This is a genomic window from Arenibacter antarcticus (assembly GCF_041320605.1).
Taxonomy (GTDB): Bacteria; Bacteroidota; Bacteroidia; order Flavobacteriales; family Flavobacteriaceae; genus Arenibacter; species Arenibacter antarcticus.
Genome location: NZ_CP166679.1, coordinates 161,967 through 183,134 on the forward strand (window position 1 = coordinate 161,967; position 21,168 = coordinate 183,134).

Genomic DNA, 21,168 nt, shown 5'->3' on the forward strand with positions numbered 1-21,168 from the left:
TTGTAGAACAGCGCCACAAATTCAGCGATCTGTTCCTTGATAGCCTTCTAGTGGAAAGGGAATCGAGTTTCGCAGTTACATTCTTTTGCTCTTAATTAATTTGCTCTGTCCCTAAAGATAAGTTGGTGATACTCTTCTCTATCCCCACAAAAGTTCTGTAAGACAAAGACCAACCAACTTCTTGCATAACCTCTTTATTTAAGATAAAAGTAAGGAAGGCTATTCGTATTTTAAAAACTTGGTTATCCTTCTATTTTTCCGACGATCGTTTTCATAAGTATATGGAGCGATTGGCTCCACTTCCGCTTTAGATAGAACAGTTATTCTATCCTCAGCAATTCCCTTAGAAATCAAATAATCTGCTGCCGACTTTGCACGAAGAAGACCTAATAGATGATTATCCCATGGACTTCCAATAGCGCACGTATGTCCTATTATTTCTATAGTAGCATCAGGCTGTCGCTGCAGTATATCAGACACCTCATCCAAATTTCCCCTTTGCGAGTTATTGAGCGACGTATTACTTATTGTCCCAAAGATCAATTCTTTTTCAATAATCCCTTTCTCTTCCTCTGTAATTAATTTTTCATTTTCCACAGGTAAAACAGTTTCATCCTGTGCTATGATCGAAGACTCACTTTTTTGATCCCCTTTGGAAGTTTCTAGGATCAATTCTTCAGTATCCTTCATCTCCATTTCCTGTTTTGTTGCCTTTAACCTTATGGACTTTCCAAAAGCTAATTTCAACTGAACACCTAGATTAAATGGTTTTCATACAGAGCTCACTCCTTCTGTACCTATGGCACTATTGGGTCTTCCCTTCCAAACTGGTAGTATGATAACTCACCAATGAGGATTTTTCATTTTTACGCATATCGGATAAACCGTAGACGGCATAAATTCCACTATATAATTTAAACCGATCAGAGATATCAAAAGCAATACCTGTTTCGGCTATTAAAGCAGTTCCAATTTTCAATAGATTGTCGGTTTCGTAAGACCAGTTTTGAAGTTGCCCCATTCCATGTTCTGGAAAATCGTCTATTTCAATATTCATATCTGGGTAATAAGCACTTAACCGCAGATTGTCTGATGAAACCTTACTCTTGCTTGCTATAGGTACAAAAACTTGAATCCCCCCAGAAATATACCATGAGGTTTTGGTTGGTCCCGCCATTCCTTTCCTTAGCACCTATGGGGGCCCTACCTCTTAATTCGGGAAACGCAAATGTAGTTCGGCCATCACCACCATAGGTAGTTCCGAATAGAGAATAAAGGGCTTGGTTTTGATTTATAGGTAAAAGTTGTCCGTGGCAAAAAGCCCAACCACGTGGCGGAAAATTACCGCCAAACATTCTAATTTCACCTAAAAATGGATCTTGGGCCTTTACTAAAGAAGTGATACAGAAAAACAGGATAAATACAAAAGCAGTAATCTTTTTATTCATATTGGTTGGTTGGCAAAAAAATAGTTCTGCACTTCCCATAATTAATTGAAGTGCAAGTGCTTAACTATTTTAAGAGACGCCAAAAATATATTTTTAATTTTAAAAACCTAGTGAAAAACTAGGAAAGGTATTTTTAGTCGGTGTAATTCTAGTATTAGCACAACACCATATCTTCCTATTGGTACCGCCTAACTAAAGGGATGATATTTGCAATTATTCTAAAGGAAAGATGATTTGGTTGCATCCTTAATTCCCCTTCATAATCCTTGTTTCTGACGTAAATTCAACATCCCCAAGATAGGGTCCAGGAATGGGAGCGTAATCTAAGTTTTGTTTCACCCCTTGTTCTGTTGAGAAGTAAATAGTAACTACAAGCATTTTAAATCTGCGAAAAAAAGGTTCTAAATTGACCTTTTCTACCGCATTTGCTTCCTTCTCCAATCTATTGAGATAATCCTGTTTTTCCGATTCGTTAAGCTCAAGGAAATTATTACCTGTAAAAGCCTTACAATTCTCATCAAACTCATCCAGTCCTTTTAAAAAACTATTCTTATACGCATCTTCAAATACTTCATTAAGCATTAGATCCAAATATAGATTCACCTTTACATCGGAGGCACTAGGTGTTTCCGTTCTAGGAAGAATGGAATCTGCAATAGCAGTTACCAATTTGTCCTGTTCCTTACTAAATACATAAAGATTAGCACTAGAAACCTCACTTTTACAACTTAGGAATCCTGTAAAAATAGAGGGGGCCAAATAAACAGATTTCAAAATCCATGATATTTTTATAACCGCTTCCCTTCTTTCCATAATCTTATAATTGTTTCATTATTATAGCTGTCCTAATGCGCTATAAACCTAGATTTCCCATTAAATTGTCATTAAAATATATTGTCTTTCATTTGTTTTACTGCATAATCGCAAGCCCTTGCGGTTAAAGCCATATAAGTAAGGGATGGACTCATATAACTAGAAGAGCTCATACAGGAACCATCGGTCACGAAAAGATTTGGAATGTCATGGCTCTGGTTATATGCATTAAGGAATGAAGTTTTAGGATCCCGTCCCATTCTAGCAGTTCCCATTTCATGTACAGAATCTCCTTGAATACTAGGTCCTTCGCTGACTTTAACCTCTTTAAGTCCCGCCACTTCCAATACCTCCTTCGCCTGTTCTTTCATATCCTCGCGCATTTTCATTTCATTATCACCAAATTCTGCTGATATTCTTATTAAAGGAAGTCCCCATTGATCGGTTAATTCTTGGTCTAATTCCACCTTATTCTCATAGTACGGCAAACATTCCCCATACGCTAAAAGAGACATCTTCCATGGTCCAGGAATGGCCAAAGAATTTTTAAAATCCACTCCAACCCCATCCTTATCTGGATTTACACCCACTCTATGGGCCGATCCCCACATACCATATCCCCTTAGAAAATCCATTTTATTACCGTCTACGTTTCTAAATCTCGGAAGTGCTACCGAGGTAGGCCTATTTCCTTTGTATATACTATCCAAATGGCCTTCAAGGGTTCCCGAAGAAGAAATGTTCTTATGATGATCCATTAAATAATGCCCCAAAACTCCACTTGAATTCCCCAAACCATTGGGAAAACTTTCCGATTTGGAATTTAGTAAGAGTCCCGTAGAAGCTATGGTAGATGCACATAGGAATACGACTCTGGCAAAATATTCGGTTACTTCTTTGGTACTCCCATCCATGACACGAACGCCAGAAACACGATTATTACTTTCGTTATAAATTAAGGAAATAACGATAGAATTAGATTTCAATGTCATTTTACCCGTATCCTGAGCTGCAGGAAGGGTAGAACTATTACTACTAAAATAGGCGCCGAAGGGACATCCAGTGTGACACATATTACGGGTCATACATTGCGACCTCCCCTTAAACTGACCAGGTTTTACTTGGGTAAGGTGCGCAGCCCTATTCGGTATTAGTTTACGGGTCTTATAATGCGATTCTAGCCTTTGCTTTATTACCTTTTCAGCCCGATTCATCTCAAAAGGAGGAAGGAATTGCCCATCTGGAAAATGATGAATATTTTCCTTTGACCCGCAGACCCCTATAAAACGTTCCACATAATCATACCAAGGTTCTAAATCCTTATATCTTATTGGCCAGTCCACTCCCATCCCGTCTTTTAGGTTGGCCTCAAAATCAAGATCACTAAAACGATAGGCACCCCGTCCCCAAATTAAGGAGCGCCCACCTGTTTGATATCCTCTAAACCATCTATAAGGTTTATCTTCAGGATGTGTATAGGGATGCTCAAGATCATTTACAAAAAAGGGCTTACTCGCGGTATTAAAATTGTACTTCTTACTCTGGATATGGTAGGCCTTTTTGTCCTCAAGTGAAACCGCTCCAAAGTTTTTAAAGTCCCATGGGGCCTTATACGTATTTGTATAACCTTCAGGATGTTGAACTTCCTTCCCCCTTTCCAAAACAAGGGTTCCAAGCCCTTTTTCCGTTAACTCCTTAGCGGCCCATCCTCCGGTAATGCCAGACCCAATAACAATAGCATCGTATGTATTATTCTTCATAAAGTTATTAAGTGATTTTTAGATTCACTTACCCATTTCAGGCAACAAACACTAGCTAGCCCACCTTTGTAGTAGATTGGCAAAAAGCGGTCTTCCCAACGTCTTAAAACTCTCCCAATGACACTAAAGACTAGGAAAAGAGTTTTTCCCATCCTGGCTCGTAATCTCTACTCCAGTATTTCATTGCTTCATTATTACTCAATATATGTCCATTTTCGGGGTCAATGTTCAACGTACTGCCAGAACGCAAGGCGATGTTGCCCAATTGAACTAACAAGGTGCTTTGATGTCCTCCAATAATATCTGAATTTAAGGGAGTCCCTTTTCGGATGGCATCAAATAAATTTTGAATATGCAGCACATCCAAATCCTGCGATGGATTTGATAAATTTCCTGTGCCTATCTTCCGGCTTCCGCTGACTTCTTTTATCAGTTTGTTCTTTAAATCATAAATTTTATAGGAATTGCCCCCTTCAATTACCATAGAGCCATCTTCTCCATAAAAAATCACCCCTACGCCTGCTCCCTCAACAGAGCGTCCGTTACAACTACGCCCTTCCCATGACATTAAGGTATTATTGGAGAACTCCAGATTTATAACCTGTGTATCCGGTGTCTCCCAATCATCTTCGTAACGGTACCTACCACCATTAGAACTTACCTTGGTTGGATAGTCCACACCCAGTCCCCACCTTGCCAAATCTACGAAGTGAGTGCCATTGTTCAATGCTTCACCAGTACCCCAGTTCCAAAACCAATGCCAATTATAATGAACAATATTATCTTTAAAGGCCTCCCTAGGAGCGGGACCTTGCCATAAATCATAATTTAACCAGGAAGGTACTTCGGTAATCTTTCCGGTCCCTATTGAGGGTCTATTATTAGAATACCAGGTTTTAGCAAAATACGGACGGCCAATAATTCCATTTTTTAATTCCCCGATAGCTGTAATAACATTTGGCCATGAACGGCGCTGATTTCCCATCTGGACCACCCTATTATACCTTTTTGCAGCTGCCACTGCCAGTTCCCCTTCATGAGGATTATGGCTCGCCGGCTTTTCCAAATAAACATGTTTCCCTGCCTTGCACGCCATAATAGCAGCTGGTGCATGCCAGTGATCTGGTGCCGCAACAATTAAAATATCTACATCCTTATCATCTAAGGCCTTCCTGAAATCCGTGGCATGTTTGGGTTTTTTGCCCTGGATTTTGGCTATGCTATTGATGAATTTTTCGGACGCTCTAGAATCCACATCACAGGAGTACAAAACTTCACAATTCGGCTGCAATGCAAAGTTGGAACCTACGGCATGACCCCTACTGTTTACCCCCATACTGGCCACCTTAAGACGTTCGTTCGCCCCTATAATATTACTATAACTCTTGGCACTGAACCCTGGCAGTATACCTCCAATTGTGACTGCAGATGCACCTATCGCCGTTTTTTTAATAAATGACCTTCTTTTGTTTTCCATGTGATTCTTTTTTAATATTTGATGTTCAAAATTATTTGATACTTCTAACCCTTGTCATTTTTAAAATACCTGTTTATTTATTTTGGGTGATGAGCACCATACTTTAAAAAATATTCTAAAAACAGATATATATGTTCGTTGGATTCCTGGTTTGGAGAATGCTCTGGCCTATTGGTCATACCTACACGATGCTCATACCCCAATAGCTTATTAACTGCAATGGTATGATTTAGGGCTTTCCATCGATCTACCGGGTCTTCGGCTCCCCCAGAAACCAAAAATGGTCTTGGCGCCATAAGGGCATGTAGTTCCGTTAGGTCATAACCCTCCTTTATTAATTTTGGATACAATCCCCTTGCCGGATTTTCCTTTGTAATTAGTCCTCGTTTCCGCCATGGTTTGGGGTGATATCCCAAATACCATGGCTCCCAATAATTCACAGATTCCCGTGACTCATCAAAGACAATACCAGGATCCGACCAGACTGATGCAGCAAACTTTTCATATAAACTAGCTCCGAACATTGCCCATTTACCTCCAAATGAATGCCCCACAATACCAATCCGAGCGGAATCTACCTTCTCCACTTTGGATAGTACCTCCCACGCATTCGCGGCCGCGTATCCAAGCATGGATAATGGCTGGACCTGTGCATTGTTAATATTAGGGTAGTATAATGAGAAGGTTTTATTTTTAGTAGCTTCTGTAGTCCCTATCGATAAGGTAACAAACCCCCGCTTAGCCAATTGATAGGCAAAATCGCGATACGGTTTATCAGAATAACCTATGGCAGTTTCTGGCTCATAAAAAACAGTGATGACCGCCGGTTTTTGTCCTTCCCCATCAGGAACCAACAGGTATCCTTCTGTCTGCTCTCCGGGTTGCCAATAAAACCGCACCCTATGCTGCATAAAATTTTCGCGCCTTACCGTATCCAAGATTTCAAGCTTCTGATTTGTGATAACTTCTGGCCAATGCCCCATCATTTCTTGCCACCTTTGCCGAATCTCCTTTTTCCTTTTCTGCCAATCCTTAGGTGTCCTAACCTTTTTTCCATTATAAAATTTCAACGGCGATCGGTATTGGCCATAATCTTCAGAAAAAACCTCGGGCACAGAGAAATCTGAGGCTATTATATCCCATACCCTTGCAGCACCTGATTCCAATTTCGATTTTTCCTGGTTTTGCGCCATTCCACTATTGAATAATAGTATCGACAAAAGCAATAATTTAATTCTAATCCCCATGGTTCATTATAAATATAGGTAGACTGTATAATCCAAAACACGCTACACAAAATCGGACATCAACAAAGTCCTACTTTATTCGTTTTGGGTTGTTACCTTTTCTGTAGCTGCATTTCTGCTTTACGCATCATTTCCTCCAACACAACCGGCTTCCCTCTCCTTAGCTTGCTTTCGTCTGCCGCTGCCATAAAGGCGAAAATCTCCAAGGTTTCTGTACGACTGACTGGCACTACACCAGTCTTGAAAAAATTAATAATCTCTACGATCAACGGATCATATCCATCCAAGATCTTAACCTTTTCCGCTACTCCCTTGCTTCCGTGGACCACTCCTCCAAATGAAGCTTTCCCACCTTCGGGAGTTGCAGTAAAAACCCCTATCCTACCATCGCTCCAAACTCCTGTAACCACAGTGGAGCTGGGGGTGTCAAATCTTGTCACCTCTTTACAACCCGTTCCCATTAAAGTGAAAAGTGCCTCAATGCCATGAATTCCATAATATGCCATATCCAGATGCCCTAGCTGCTTTCCTGCAGGGCCATAGGTATGGGCTCCCAAAACCTCACCAATAGCTTCATTACCTTTAATTATAGCTACGGATTCTGGAGCAAATCTAGTACTGGAAGCCGAAAACATAGGTGCATTATATTTTTTTGAAGCTTCAAAAAGTGCTACAGCCCCTTCCAAAGAGTTTGAAAGTGGTTTATCAACAAACATTCGCTTACCCGATTTTAACACTGGCAATGCTTCTTCAAGATGCCTTCTTCCATCGACAGATTCCAACAAAATAAAATCTACCTTAGTTAAAAGCTCTTCAATAGAAGTGACTATTTCGACCCCCATAGCCCTAATTTCCTCAGTAAACTTATCCAACCGATCTATGCTAGCTGGCATATCGGCACTTCCTTTAGTGGGATAAGCAGCAACAACGGAAAACCCTTTAAACTCAGCTCTTTCGGCATCATTGATGGACTTAGTAAAAGCAGTGACATGTGAAGTATCCAATCCAATGATCCCTATCCTTCCCTTTGAGGTACTTTTACTATTGGCGTACAGTGAAATGTTACCGGCGAGACCTAACCCTATTCCGGCCAATGTTGTTGATTTAATAAAATTACGGCGATTATTTCCCATTAGTTTTTAATTATTGATTTACATATTTACAGATTGTATCTAATACTTCCAAGGTTTATTATAATATTTAGATGATAATTAATTATAACCAGGGTTTTGACTAAATTCCGACTCGATATTTAAATCGATTTCACTTTGAGGTATTGGAAACAAATTATTATAATCTTGAATATTAGCCCCTGGCAACATAGGATTATCATGATATTTTCTGGTTCTTTCTATCAACTTGTTTGTACGCATAAGGGTCAAAATTCTCCATTCCTCAAAATAGAGTTCACGTATCCGTTCATCTAAAATATAATCGACATCTACATCTGCTGGTAAAACAGGAATTGCGTTTGCACGACCCCTGACTTCATTAATATCTTTGGCCGCTGCAATTTGATCGTTATTATTACACAAATGCGCTTCCGCCCTTAAAAGATAGGTTTCCGCTAAGCGCATGGCGTAGAAATCAGTAGAAACAGCACCACCGCCACCTCGGTTAGGATCGGCAATTGTGGCCTGCACTATTGGTTCCCAGCCTTTCATGAAAAATGGATATATGTAATTGGTAGTGTCTTTCAATAGATTTCTGGAGCCTGGTGCGTAATCAGAAAGATCAATTTTCTTACCATGGTATTCGGACTCCGGATTTTCGTAATAGAAATTCCGCTTTATATTATGTTCAGCATTTCGTATATCGTTATCCCAATTCCCTTTCCAAACGTCGTAAAACACCAAGTTAGTCCCTCGTGTCCGAGCCACCTGTCTGCCTAATGTATCGGAGAAAGTTTTGATAAATGCTGGTTTGCCATCCGGAGCGGCACCCAAACTAAAAATACGAGGACCATAGATTCCAGACCAATAATGGTCGGAGCCTCCCAGTTCTAGTTTTGGCTCAAATTGGATTGTCCAAATCGCCTCTGTATTTAAAGGCGGGTTTTGGTTCCCATATCGGAAAAGATCCCAATAAACATCTCCAGACCCCAACACATCATTTTGTGCTCCAAATCGTTCTGTCATTAATCCATATCCTAATTTCTCAATTACCGTTGTTGCTGCATTAATGGCTAGATCACATTTGTTCTGAGAAAGGTATACTTCTGTCAACAGGTGATACGCTGCACCCTGGGTTAAACGTCCGGGTAAAGCTTCATGCCCACGGGCAGGTAAATTTTTAGCTGCAAAGGTCAGATCTACTTCCATCTGTTTGTACACCTCCTGTTTGGGTGTCCTTATGAAATCAACTTTCGCTTCTTCTATGACCTCTGTGATAAGAGGCACATCGCCCCATAGAATAACTGCAAGACGATATGCCCAGGCCCTAAAAAACATAGCCTCAGCTAATAATGAATTCTTTTGAGCATCGTTTTTCCACAAGTCTCCATCAACTTCATTTATTGCCCTAATGAGAACATTGGCAGACTGAATGTTTCTGTAGGCACTGTTCCACCAATCTCTAATTTCTGGTGACTGTGGTGTAACACTAGTTTCATAATTTGTTAAAAACCGCTGCCCCCCCGGAGTTTCCCCGTCATAGCCCACATCGGTACCATTACCATGTAATGTATGTGCCTGATTAGCTAATCTAAACCAATTATCCCGAATGTCCGAATACATGCCTATAAGCCCAGATTCTATACCTTCGGGCGTTTTGTAGGCATTTTCAGGTGTTAAAAAATCCAATGGCTCTTCCTTTAAAAACTCTTCTTCACTACAAGAGAGAAAAAAGGCAAACAAAATGAATGCTACGGCCAATGCTCTACTGCTAACCAAAACCTTTAAGATATCTATATTTCTCATTACAAATTATTTATTTTCTTATTGAATTCCATTCTCTTTAATAACTTAACCTAAGTCCCATACTAATATTCCTTATCATTAAGGAGTACCCACTTTCAGGGTCATATCCCTCCCAATTGGTCCATGTGTACAAATTTTGCCCACTCAAGTAGATTTGAAAATCTTGTGCCTTAAGGGTGTCTAAAATATTCTGGTTAAACTTATATCCTAAAGAGATGTCCTGTAATCTCACAAAGCTTCTATCCTGATAATTTCCAGAGGATACACTTGGATAATTATATACTGCTGGGGCATCATTAACTCCATTATCAGGTGTCCAATTTTGTCTAATTGCAGGTTGATTGGCCCTTTGCGCATAATCAAAACTGGATGTGGCTTCTAGCAAGTACTTAAGATCTCCAATATAATACCCATCCCCCCCTTGAACGGAATTAATAAGGAAGGACAGGGATAGGTTTTTGTATGCTAAGCTATTATTGATACTGAACCTATATTTAGGCTCCGTATTCCCAACAATGGTCCTATCGTCCGCAGTTATTCTATTATCACCATTCAGATCTGCCAATTTAAATTGACCAGGATAAAAGTTGTCGAGTGTTTCTCCATCATACAGCTCTTCCTCAGACCATACACCACCTGTTCGTTTATAGTCGTATATAGCTCCAATAGGCTCGCCAATAAACCAACTGTTGCCTACATCGTCCCTACCATCTCCATAGAGTTCAATAATTTCATTTCGATTTAACGAAAACACCAATCTACTTTCCCACCGCAATGGGCCATCCAAATTTACGGTCGATACTTCAGCTTCAATTCCTTTATTAGCAATCTCCCCTATATTAGCCCATACGCTTTTATACCCTGTGGCACCTGGCAATGATCTATTCACCAACACATTTTTTGTATCCGCCTTATAAACATCGATGGATCCTGAAATCCTGTTATTTGCAAATGAATAATCCAAACCAACATTTGTGGATAAAGTGGTTTCCCAACTTAATCCGGCATTCCCCATAGAAGTCGGAAGCGTACCAATGGCTGACCCTGAACCAAACGCATAATATCTAGCACTTAACCTCGATAAACTGGAGTACGCCCCAATCCCTTGGTTACCATTTTCACCATGAGAGACTCTCACTTTTAAGGTATTAAGCCAGTCCGATGTGCTTTTCATAAATACTTCTTCCGTAACATTCCAAGCTGCGGAAAGCGCAAAGAAGTCTACAAACTTATTCTTTTTCCCAAATCCTGAATAACCATCCCTACGGTAGGTACCCGTAAGTAGGTAACGACTGTCGAACCCATAATTTATTCTAGCCATATAACCTACAACACTTTCCTCCCATGCACCAGAACCAACAGTATATTGCTCTGCCAATCCCATATCATTAAATCCAAGAATTTCGCTCGTAAACCTATTGGCATCCATAACAGATCCATTCCAAGCGGTATGGTCTCTGGTATAAACCAATGTCATGTCTATATTGTGCATTTGAGCAACACTCTTCCGGTAGTTAAAAATATGATTGTATGTCCAGTTTGTCCGTTCATTATTTTCGATTTTCCCGCGACCATTTACAGCGGAAGCTTCCTCTACCGTACTTGGATAAAAAGTTCTATTTCTTTGGCTTGTTGTATTGCTGGAGTAATTAAAATCATAATTTAACCCCTCAACACCAGGTACCTCCACCTTCATATAAGCGGTAACGAATAAATTTTTTCGAATATCATCATTTTCAACATATTCATAACGCAGCGGATGTGCCATTAAAAATTCCTGATTAAATCGGCTTGGATATATCCCATTTTCATCAAATTTACTAGCCAAGGGGCTAGCATTTAAAGCGGACCCCATAGGAGCTGCCAATCCTGAATGATCTTGGTAGGAATACGACATATTCACCCCTACGGTAACCCAATCAACCAAGTCCCCCTCTACTTTACTATTTAAAGTATTTCTTTTAAATTGATCTCCTATTAAAACACCCTTTTGGTCTGTTGACGACCCAGAAACATAATAAGAAAAGCCATCACCAGCCCCTGAAATACTTAGATTGTAATTAGATATTGGTGCCGTTCTAGTAACCTCATCAATCCAATTAATTTCATTTCCCGCAACATAATTAGCCCTTTCATCATCTGATTTTAAAACATTGAGAACACTTTGTTCCTGATAACCAGGATGAACCGGCCTTCCGGCCTGATCACTTGGCCCCGATGGATTTTTCCCATACCAACTATACAAACTCTGAAAGTAATTATAATCGACTAACCTTTTCGCATATTGCTCACCATTCATATATTTCACTGGGTTATTTGCGTACCCTTGCAAACCACTATTAGCACTGAAGTTTATCTTAGGACCTTCCCCCCTCTTTCCTTTTTTCGTAGTAACAAGCACTACCCCGTTTGCAGATCTAGAACCATAAACAGCTGCAGCACTAGCACCCTTCAAAATATCAACCTTTTCGATATCTGATACATTTATACTAGACATAGTTCCATTATAGATAATACCATCCAATACAATTAAAGGCCCATTACTCGCGGACAAAGAAGTTTTTCCTCTAATGGTAAAACTAGGCTCACTTCCCGCCATAGAACCTCCGTCCACATTTAGGCCTGCCGTTTGTCCCCGCATCGCCTGCATGACATTTGTATTTGCCGAAGGTGGCATGGCATCAACATTAACACTTGTAATAGCACCAGTAAGATCCTTCCTTTTTTGAGTACCATATCCTACCACCACCACTTCATCTAATTTCTCCGCATCTTCATCCAAAACAACATTTATAATTTCTTGACCCTTTACAACCACCTCTTGCTTAACATAGCCTATATATGATATTAAAAGGACAGCATCCTTTTCAGAAACCATTAATGAGAAATTCCCATCAAAATCTGTCATGGTACCATTTGAAGTACCCTTTTCCACAATAGTCGCACCAGGTAATGGCACCCCAGCCTTATCGAGTATCCTACCTGTTACATCCCAACCTTGAACAACACCCAGTCTTTTAATTTCACTAGCATTAGGCGTCCTAGTATTCACCATTTCAACGGGGGCCGTATCACTGAAGGCCTTCATTGAATTATTACACTCACCATTTACTGGAAATAGAAATGCCACAGCCGCCATACCACTCCCTAAAATTAATTTTAATTTTTCCATATAATTATCTTATTTATATTGGTTATTCATATTGGTTATACGTTACTTATCGAAACTAACAGATTTCCGCACAATCTACCGAAACCCTTCTACGTCAACTTAAGTTAATAATGTGTAGGTACACATTATTAAAAAAAATAAAAAAATAGCAACGTTTGCTTTTCTTATCATTTACTGGATTCCCTTACACTTATACCTTCTAACACCCTATATATAGTATACTTTCAAAACGTTTATATTTAAGGGCAATCAAATATCGAATCTCGAAATTAAGTAAATATTTTTAAAAAACAAGAAAATTATGAAAAATGTGTGGCTACACAAATATATAGTACAGAAACATATAACACCAAATATTAGCATGATAATATTGAAATATTCGATATTAAATTCATTTATATAATATAAATTTTATACATTTGTGTGCGCACACATAAGCAGCTATTGCGCTGCTCTATTTTTTACAACAATGGGTAAAGTGAAAAAAACAACTATTCAGGACCTCGCCGATTATGCAAATGTTTCTATAGGAACCGTTGACAGGGTGATACACAAAAGAGGGAAAGTCTCCGCGGTAAAACAAAAAAAAGTCGAGGAGGCGATCAAAAATCTCAATTTCAACCCCAATCTTTTGGCCAGAACCCTAGCCCTGGGACAACAGTTCAATATATGCAGTCTTCTTCCCAGAGCGAGCAACCCAAATAGCTATTGGAGCCTTCCCAAGCGAGGCATAGAAGAAGCAATTGTTGATTACAGAGATTTTGGCATCGCCTGTCATTCTATTGAATACAATCTTTTTGACGAATCGAGTTTTGTAGAAAGTGCAGATGCTTTACTCGCTATGAATCCCAATGGCGTAATACTAGCCCCTCTTTTTGAAAAAGAGAGCCTATTGTTTATTAAAAAGCTCGACGCCAAAAAAATCCCTTACATCTTTATCGATGCAATTATCCCAAACCAAAACAATCTTTCTTATATAGGACCCGACCTTAACGGAAGTGGCCATGTGGCAGGCAAGCTTATGAGCTCCATATTGAACAGTTCCGATGACATTCTTATATTGAATTTTGTAAAAGGTCTGGAAAACAGCCATATTAATATCATTGAAAAAGGATTTCGCGAATTTTTCCATTCTTTGAAAGAAACAGGAAAAGGAAAGATAAATACCATTACGGTACCCTCTATCGAAGAAGTGGATATTACACGGGAACTCACAAAATACTACATTAAGAACCCGGGAACTAAAGGGGTTTTCGTCACCAATTCCAGAGCCCATATCATAGCAAAATATCACACCATGCACGAACTTTCAATTAAAGTAGTAGGGTTTGACATGCTGCAGGAAAATATCCGCGAAATGAAGAATGGGAATATCGATTTTCTTATATCCCAAAGGCCAATTTCGCAAGGAACGATGGCCGTTAAGGCACTTTTCGAGTATTTTGTACACAAGAAATCTCTTGTAAAAATACAGCACCTACCACTAGATATTATTATAAAAGAAAATATAGATTATTATATAAAGTTTCAGGAACCTGTTGTTGTCGATCAACCCAATACTATGAAAAATCCAGATTAAAAGTTAAATCTAACATATAAAGAGCATTACAAAAAACACAGAGTCTAGCATCAAAAATTAGTGCGTAATACCATAGAATCAGCAGTGCTCTAACATTAGGAAAAGAATCTTAACAAAGCAATGCGAGAGGTAAAAGGATGAAATAATAAAAAATGAAAATGAAAAAGTTACTCATAGGAGTTATACTACCCACTTTGCTTATTATAAGCTGCAAGTCAAAGCAAGAAGAAAAAAACTCCCAACAGAAAGAAAGCGCAATCAATACATTAACTACCGCAGAAACAAACGAAGGATGGATACTACTTTTCGACGGTAAAACCTTTAATGGATGGCGAAGTCTAGGTCGGGATATGGTCCAGAAGGAACATTGGAAGATCGAAGACGGTGCGATACGGAAACTGAACTCTGGCGAGGTTCCATCCCTTGCCGATGGACAACCAATGGAAGGTGGAGATCTAATGACCGAAGATTCTTTTGACAACTTTGAATTATATTTTGAATGGAAAATATCCAATCAAGGAAATACCGGCCTAAAGTATAATGTATCAGAGGAAATGTCACAAAAATACGATTCCAAATATTCTGCTTTGGGATTTGAATATCAATTACTCGACGACAAGGATAGCACCTATGCCGGGAAGTTAAAACCCTCACAATACACCGGTGGTCTGTACGATTTGGTCATTCCAAAAAATACCAGAATCAAACCTGTGGGAGAATATAATTCAAGCAAAATTTCCATTAATGGCAATCATGTTGAACATTGGTTAAATGGGGACCTTGTATTAACCTATGAATTGGGTTCCCCGCATTTGGACTCTTTGTTCCAAGCCAGTAAATATAGGGACATTCCTCAATTTTTAGAAAAACGAAAAGGACATATAGTCCTGCAAAACCATAAGGACGATGCTTGGTTCAGAAATATCAAGATTAGAAAAACCCCAGCAAAGGAATAATATACACCACTTACCAAATAAGAACCACTTAAGGGGTTACGGTACTGTTTGGAGGCCAGGCTGCAACTTACAACATTTAGTATTCTTAGTGCTGTGTAAGCTCTTAAGCTTGTCGAATAAAGTAGAAATATTGTTAAAAAAGTGACTAAAAAATTTGTATATGAAGACTGATCTAACTATTGAAAACATCTCAATATCCATTTATGAAAACCCTGACGAAATGGGAGGTGCCGCAGCGAATTTTGTAGAGAGTAAGCTGAAAGAGGCGATTGCCTTAAAAGGGTATGCCAATCTTATTTTGGCGACCGGAGCTTCCCAGTTTACATTTTTAAAGGATTTGAAGAACAAGGAGATCGACTGGCAAAAAATAACGGTCTTTCACTTGGATGAATACAGGGGGATTTCTAACACGCACCCTGCCAGTTTCCGAAAATATCTAAAGGAAAGAATTCTGGATGAAGTGGAACCAAAAAAAGTGTATTTCTTAAACGGGGATGCGGTAGATATTGAACAAGAGATACAACAATATGCCATTGAGCTGAAAAAACATCCTATAGACATTGCCTGTATCGGCATTGGTGAGAACGGCCACATTGCCTTTAACGATCCACCAGTGGCTGATTTTAACGATCCTGAATGGGTAAAACTGGTAACACTAGACGAAGCATGTAAAAACCAGCAAATTGGAGAAGGATGGTTCCCTACCATGGACGATGTTCCAAAACAGGCTTTAACGGTGACCATTCCGGCAATATTAAGCTGTAAAACAATTAGCTGTGTAGTTCCCGACCAAAGAAAGGCCCAAGCAGTGTACAATACCCTTTATAATCCAATAAGTACTGAATGCCCTGCTACAATTTTAAGAAAACATCCCGATACAAGAATGTTCCTTGACAAGGGTTCTGCAGCGAAGCTATAATAGATTTATTCGTTTTGTGCACCGTTTATTGGGTATGAAGACCGTTACGGCCGAAATAAGCTATATGGAAATAACACAAAACAGTCATTCAACGCATTAATACTGAACAAATAATTACTAATAAAATTATGGATAGAAAAAAACTCGGATTTGGAATCATAGGAACAGGTGCTATTGCATCACACCACGCCAAGAGTATTCAAGAACTTGAAGACTGTAAATTAATAGCGGTCTGCAGTTCTACTCCGGAAAGGGCAAAAGTAGCCTCCGAAAAATTTGGGGTACCTGCCTATTCAAATTTAGAAGAGTTTTTGCTCAGGGACGACTTAGATATTATTTCTGTTTGTACCGAGAGCGGCAGGCATATGGAACCCATACTAGCGGCGGCTATGGCAGGGAAGCATGTGATTGTAGAAAAACCTTTAGAGGTGACAGTAGAACGGGCCAGCCGTATTATAGCGGTATGCCGTGCGCAAAACGTGAAACTGGGGGTCATTTTTCAAAATCGATTCAATCCAGCCTATTTACGGCTGAAACAAGCAGTCCATCAGGGTGCTTTGGGGAAATTAATTTTGGGAAATGCGTACATCAAATGGTATCGGGATGAAGCCTATTATAAAACTAGCGACTGGAAAGGGACTCTCACGGGGGACGGCGGGGCAGCCTTAATAAACCAAGGCATCCATACCATTGATCTGTTACTAGATATCATGGGAGATGTGGAGAGCGTTTTTGGCAAAGTAAAGACCATGGTGCACGATATAGAGGGGGAAGATATTGGAATTGCCATGTTAGATTTTAAAAATGGCGCTATGGGGACCATTGAAGGAGGCACATCATTATATCCTGGCTATAAGGACCGTTTGGAAATATTTGGTGAAAACGGAAGTATTATCTATGAGGGGGGTGAAATAGTTAGCTGGAATTTAAAAGGTTGTGAAGCAACAACAAAAAAGACTGATGAAATATCTTCTAGTGGCGCATCAGACCCCATGTCTGTAGATTATCGTTTGCACTTGGCTCAACTAAAAGAAATGGTTCTGGCAGTTCGCAATGATCGAGACCCCGAAGTAAATGGAGAAAGCGCCCTTAAATCCTTGGAACTGATTTCGGCCATTTATAAATCTTCCAAGGAAAAACAAATAATCGAATTAAAATAACAACCAAATTTAAAACTGTCCTTACAGAACCAATAATCAAACAACTATGGAATTAAACTATATCGATTTTTTAGTCATTGGCATCTTTTTTTTATCAATGATTCTCATAGGTGTATATGCCTATTTTAAAAACAAGAGTTCAGAGGATTTTTTTGTTGCTGGCGGCCACTTACCTTGGTGGTTATCTGGTATTTCCCATCATGTTTCAGGATATAGTGGCGCTGTTTTTGTGGCTTATGCAGCCCTTGCCTATACGTATGGATTTTCGCTTTATATCTGGTGGGCATTTACAATTGGAACGGCAATAATAGCGACCGCTAAAATTTTCCCCGTCTATTGGGTACGTTTGCGGAAAAAATTTAAAATACAATCCCCATTGGAATATTTAGCTATACGCTATAATGTTTTTACCCAACAGCTGATAGCCTGGGTAGGTGTAACGCTAAAACTTTTTGATGTTGGTGCCAAGTGGGCAGCCATTGCCATACTGCTTAACGTAACTACAGGAATTTCCTTTACTCATGGAATATTGATATCGGGCGGTGTTTCATTGATATATATAACTATTGGTGGACTTTGGGCCGTAATTTTGACCGATCTAGCTCAATTCTTGGTACAACTGGTAGCTGGGATTACCATGTTTGTTGTGGTATTGAACCGATTTGAAGGCTGGGACTCAATTTTTGGTATATGGGATCAACTCCCTTCTGAAAACAGTCAATTATTCAACGATCCCTATACTGTAGGCTTCGCCTTGGTCTTTCTCTTTATTAACTTCCTGAGTTATAACGGGGGAAGCTGGCCACTTGCCACAAGGTACATTTCATCTAACACCGAAGGTGAAGCTTCAAAAGCGGCCTATCTCTCGGGGATTCTCTATTTAATATGGCCCTTGATCCTATTTTTCCCTATGTGGGCAGCCCCCCTTATTCTACCTGAGATGGAGGACCCTTCTGAATCCTATGGCCTTTTAATACAAAACCTTTTGCCCAATGGACTGATCGGTCTGGTCATTGCTTCTTTGTTTGCTAATACCATGTCCATGACCTCGTCTGATGTAAATACTATTTCTGCCGTTATCACACGGGATATACTTCCAGTAGTGTCTGGTAAATTTAAAAACAAAGGGACTTCATTGTTTACCGCTAGGATAACTACCTTTGTTTTTACCACACTTACCATTATAATCGCGTTTCAATATGAATATTTTGGAGGGGTATTAGGACTTATTGTTACTTGGTTTGGTGCCCTTTTGGGGCCTATTGCGGTACCGCTCTTGTTTGGATTGATACCTATGTTCAGAAACTGTGGCCCAATAGCTGCTATTTCCTCAGTTTTAGCAGGATTAACCGCCTTCAGCATAACCAAAATAATACCTATGGATAGTATGGCCTTGGAAGTAGGCATGCCGGTAATTGTCAGTATGTTAGTCTATTGTATACTTGGATGGATCTTAAAGGAACCTATTTCCAACGAAGTAAAAGATTTAGAGACAGCAATAGCGGATATATAAATAAACTATGCAAAAACTCGTAATACACAACGGAAAAATTATTACTCCCTTTAGAATAATTCCCAAGGGAACCATTGAAATTTTTGGAAACAAAATCACTGCAATATACGAAGGCGAAGTCAAAAAGGTAGACAATGCCATCGTAATTGATGCCAAAGATCGGTATATCTCACCTGGCTTTATTGATATCCATGTTCATGGTGGTGGTGGACACGATTTTATGGATGGAGAGGTAACGGGTTTTCTGAAAATTGCCGAATTGCATGCCAAGTATGGTACAACGGCTATGTTACCAACCACCTTAACAGGGAGTAAGGACGATTTACTAAACACCTTGGAGATTTACGAACAGGCCAATAACATCAATAACAACGGTGCTGAATTTTTAGGACTACACTTAGAAGGACCGTATTTCGCCATGAGCCAAAGAGGCGCACAGGACCCCAGATATATCCGGGATCCAAATCCAGTTGAATACCAGGAAATTCTGCAAAGATCCAAACATATAGTACGTTGGAGTGCCGCACCGGAACTAAAGGGCGCTATGGAATTTGGGCGTTATCTTCGCGAAAATAAGGTTCTGGCATCCATTGCCCATACGGATGCTATTTACGAAGAGGTGGTAGATGCCGTAGAAAACGGCTTTTCATTGTCGACTCACCTCTATTCCGGCATGTCTGGAGTAAGCCGAAAAAATGCCTTCCGATTTGCAGGCGTAATAGAAAGTTCCTTATTGATGGACGAATTGGACGTGGAAATAATTGCTGATGGAATCCACCTTCCCTCCCCCCTACTAAAATTGATTTACAAAGTAAAGGGTCCTCATAAAATAGCACTGATAACAGATGCCATGCGCGCTGCAGGATGTTCACCAGGAGAAAGTGTTCTTGGACATAAAGACCATGGATTAAAGGTTATTGTAGAAGATGGCGTAGCAAAACTACCAGATCGCACTGCCTTTGCTGGAAGTGTTGCTACCGCTGACCGCCTAGTTAGAAATATGATAAGAATGGCGGATGTATCGCTGCTAGATGCCATAATGATGATGACTACTACCCCGGCACGTATTATGGGCATCGATCATAAAAAGGGAAGCTTATCTGTTGGAAAAGACGCCGACATTGTTATTTTTGATCAAAATATAGAAATTCAGGAAACCATCGTTGGAGGAAAACGAGTATACAGCCGGAATTAAGAATAATAAATGTCGGATTATCAAGTATTTTAAATAAACCTTATCCGTAGTGATTTTGGTTCAAAAAAAAGACTTTTACTTTTTCATAAACTTGATACAAACAAAAAATCCGATCACAAATGTGATCGGATTTTTTTTTGGTCGGGGTGGCAGGATTCGAACCTGCGACCTCCTGCTCCCAAAGCAGGCGCGATAACCGGGCTACGCTACACCCCGAAATGGTTATCTATAAAACGTTTTGCTCCTCGATTCTTTATTCTTTGCTCCAAAACTACGGCTTCGGATCGTGATAATACCTCAATTTGCAAAACTAATTCCCAAGGAATTCCACTCTTTGTTGAGGGAACAATTCCTAAGTTATGTCTTTTCAATCTTTTTTCAATATCTGCAGTCTGACCTACATAATATCTTGAACGTTTCTCGCTATATAAAATATAAACGACCATAGTTACTTTTGCTAGGGTGGTCACGCTTAGAGCGTGACGACCTCCTGCTCCCAAAACAGGCGCGATAACCGGGCTAGACCTGCCACGCGTTTGGCGTGGTACACCTCGAAATGGTTATCTATAAAACGTTTTGCTCCTCGATTCTTTATTCTTTGCTCCAAAACTACGGCTTCGGATCGTGATAATACCTCAATTTGCAAAACTAATTCCCAAGGAATTCCACTCTTTGTTAAGGGAACAATTCCTAAGTTATGTCTTTTCAATCTTTTTTCAATATCTGCAGTCTGACCTACATAATATCTTGAACGTTTCTCGCTATATAAAATATAAACGACCATAGTTATTTTTGCTAGGGTGGTCACGCTTAGAGCGTGACGACCTCCTGCTCCCAAAGCAGGCGCGATAACCGGGCTAGACCTGCCACGCATTTGGCGTGGTACACCCCGAAAAAAAATAATTTTTTTCAGACTGCAAATATATAATAATCTTGCCAAATAAAAACTGATTGACCATAAATAAGAAATTAAAATACTAAGTCCCCCAATTTACATAAGATTACATGGGT

At 39.6% G+C, this 21,168-nt stretch carries 17 protein-coding genes, 1 tRNA gene and 1 pseudogene; 6 read left to right on the forward strand and 13 right to left on the reverse strand.

Going from position 1 to position 21,168, the window contains the following annotated elements:
* Window positions 1-219: 219 nt before the first annotated feature.
* From KCTC52924_RS00720 to KCTC52924_RS00765, 10 genes and pseudogenes are all read right to left on the reverse strand, one after another.
* Entirely contained in the window at window positions 220-747 is a 528-nt protein-coding gene (locus KCTC52924_RS00720) for an OmpA family protein (protein WP_251808673.1), read from the reverse strand.
* Between the two features lie 58 nt (window positions 748-805).
* Entirely contained in the window at window positions 806-1,057 is a 252-nt protein-coding gene (locus KCTC52924_RS00725) for a hypothetical protein (protein ID WP_251808672.1), read from the reverse strand.
* Between the two features lie 135 nt (window positions 1,058-1,192).
* Window positions 1,193-1,355: pseudogene (locus KCTC52924_RS00730) on the reverse strand (phage tail protein); the annotation flags it as partial.
* A 339-nt stretch (window positions 1,356-1,694) separates the two neighbouring features.
* Complete coding sequence (locus KCTC52924_RS00735; RefSeq protein ID WP_251808671.1) at window positions 1,695-2,261, reverse strand: gluconate 2-dehydrogenase subunit 3 family protein; 567 nt, start codon at window positions 2,259-2,261, stop codon at window positions 1,695-1,697.
* Window positions 2,262-2,332: 71 nt separating this feature from the next.
* Window positions 2,333-4,021 carry a GMC oxidoreductase gene (locus KCTC52924_RS00740; protein WP_251808670.1) on the reverse strand — a complete coding sequence of 563 codons (1,689 nt, stop codon included), beginning with the start codon at window positions 4,019-4,021 and terminating at the stop codon, window positions 2,333-2,335.
* 130 nt (window positions 4,022-4,151) lie between these two features.
* Window positions 4,152-5,498 carry a Gfo/Idh/MocA family protein gene (locus KCTC52924_RS00745; protein ID WP_251808669.1) on the reverse strand — a complete coding sequence of 449 codons (1,347 nt, stop codon included), beginning with the start codon at window positions 5,496-5,498 and terminating at the stop codon, window positions 4,152-4,154.
* A gap of 77 nt (window positions 5,499-5,575) precedes the next feature.
* Entirely contained in the window at window positions 5,576-6,718 is a 1,143-nt protein-coding gene (locus tag KCTC52924_RS00750; RefSeq protein ID WP_251808668.1) for an alpha/beta hydrolase family protein, read from the reverse strand.
* 119 nt (window positions 6,719-6,837) lie between these two features.
* Complete coding sequence (locus KCTC52924_RS00755; RefSeq protein WP_251808667.1) at window positions 6,838-7,878, reverse strand: Gfo/Idh/MocA family protein; 1,041 nt, start codon at window positions 7,876-7,878, stop codon at window positions 6,838-6,840.
* Window positions 7,879-7,956: 78 nt separating this feature from the next.
* Window positions 7,957-9,663, reverse strand: a complete 1,707-nt coding sequence (locus KCTC52924_RS00760) for a RagB/SusD family nutrient uptake outer membrane protein (protein WP_251808666.1) — start codon at window positions 9,661-9,663, stop codon at window positions 7,957-7,959.
* Window positions 9,664-9,700: 37 nt separating this feature from the next.
* Entirely contained in the window at window positions 9,701-12,835 is a 3,135-nt protein-coding gene (locus tag KCTC52924_RS00765) for a TonB-dependent receptor (protein ID WP_251808665.1), read from the reverse strand.
* A gap of 478 nt (window positions 12,836-13,313) precedes the next feature.
* On the opposite strand from KCTC52924_RS00765, the gene KCTC52924_RS00770 reads away from it, so the two are divergent.
* The 6 genes from KCTC52924_RS00770 to nagA all read left to right on the forward strand — a co-directional run bounded on the left by KCTC52924_RS00770 (window position 13,314) and on the right by nagA (window position 20,157).
* Window positions 13,314-14,414 (forward strand): substrate-binding domain-containing protein, encoded by a 1,101-nt coding sequence (locus KCTC52924_RS00770; RefSeq protein ID WP_251808664.1) that lies wholly within the window; start codon window positions 13,314-13,316, stop codon window positions 14,412-14,414.
* A gap of 158 nt (window positions 14,415-14,572) precedes the next feature.
* Window positions 14,573-15,370: a DUF1080 domain-containing protein gene (locus KCTC52924_RS00775; protein WP_251808663.1), complete on the forward strand. Its 798-nt coding sequence runs from the start codon at window positions 14,573-14,575 to the stop codon at window positions 15,368-15,370.
* A gap of 160 nt (window positions 15,371-15,530) precedes the next feature.
* A complete protein-coding gene (locus KCTC52924_RS00780) occupies window positions 15,531-16,289 on the forward strand; it encodes a glucosamine-6-phosphate deaminase (protein ID WP_251808662.1) in 759 nt (252 codons plus the stop codon).
* 128 nt (window positions 16,290-16,417) lie between these two features.
* Window positions 16,418-17,449: a Gfo/Idh/MocA family protein gene (locus KCTC52924_RS00785; protein ID WP_251808661.1), complete on the forward strand. Its 1,032-nt coding sequence runs from the start codon at window positions 16,418-16,420 to the stop codon at window positions 17,447-17,449.
* A 46-nt stretch (window positions 17,450-17,495) separates the two neighbouring features.
* The gene (locus KCTC52924_RS00790) at window positions 17,496-18,962 is read left to right on the forward strand and encodes a sodium:solute symporter family protein (RefSeq protein WP_251808660.1); all 1,467 of its coding nucleotides are present in this window, start codon (window positions 17,496-17,498) and stop codon (window positions 18,960-18,962) included.
* 7 nt (window positions 18,963-18,969) lie between these two features.
* On the forward strand, window positions 18,970-20,157 hold the full coding sequence (gene nagA / locus KCTC52924_RS00795; protein ID WP_251808659.1) for an N-acetylglucosamine-6-phosphate deacetylase: 1,188 nt from the start codon (window positions 18,970-18,972) through the stop codon (window positions 20,155-20,157).
* 138 nt (window positions 20,158-20,295) lie between these two features.
* Here nagA and KCTC52924_RS00800 read toward each other — a convergent pair.
* The 3 genes from KCTC52924_RS00800 to KCTC52924_RS00810 all read right to left on the reverse strand — a co-directional run bounded on the left by KCTC52924_RS00800 (window position 20,296) and on the right by KCTC52924_RS00810 (window position 21,097).
* A tRNA-Pro gene (locus tag KCTC52924_RS00800) sits at window positions 20,296-20,373 on the reverse strand.
* The gene (locus tag KCTC52924_RS00805) at window positions 20,364-20,603 is read right to left on the reverse strand and encodes a GIY-YIG nuclease family protein (protein ID WP_251808794.1); all 240 of its coding nucleotides are present in this window, start codon (window positions 20,601-20,603) and stop codon (window positions 20,364-20,366) included. The genes KCTC52924_RS00800 and KCTC52924_RS00805 overlap by 10 nt, the downstream gene beginning before the upstream one ends.
* Before the next feature lie 26 nt (window positions 20,604-20,629).
* Window positions 20,630-21,097 carry a GIY-YIG nuclease family protein gene (locus tag KCTC52924_RS00810; RefSeq protein WP_251808658.1) on the reverse strand — a complete coding sequence of 156 codons (468 nt, stop codon included), beginning with the start codon at window positions 21,095-21,097 and terminating at the stop codon, window positions 20,630-20,632.
* Between the last annotated feature and the right edge of the window lie 71 nt (window positions 21,098-21,168).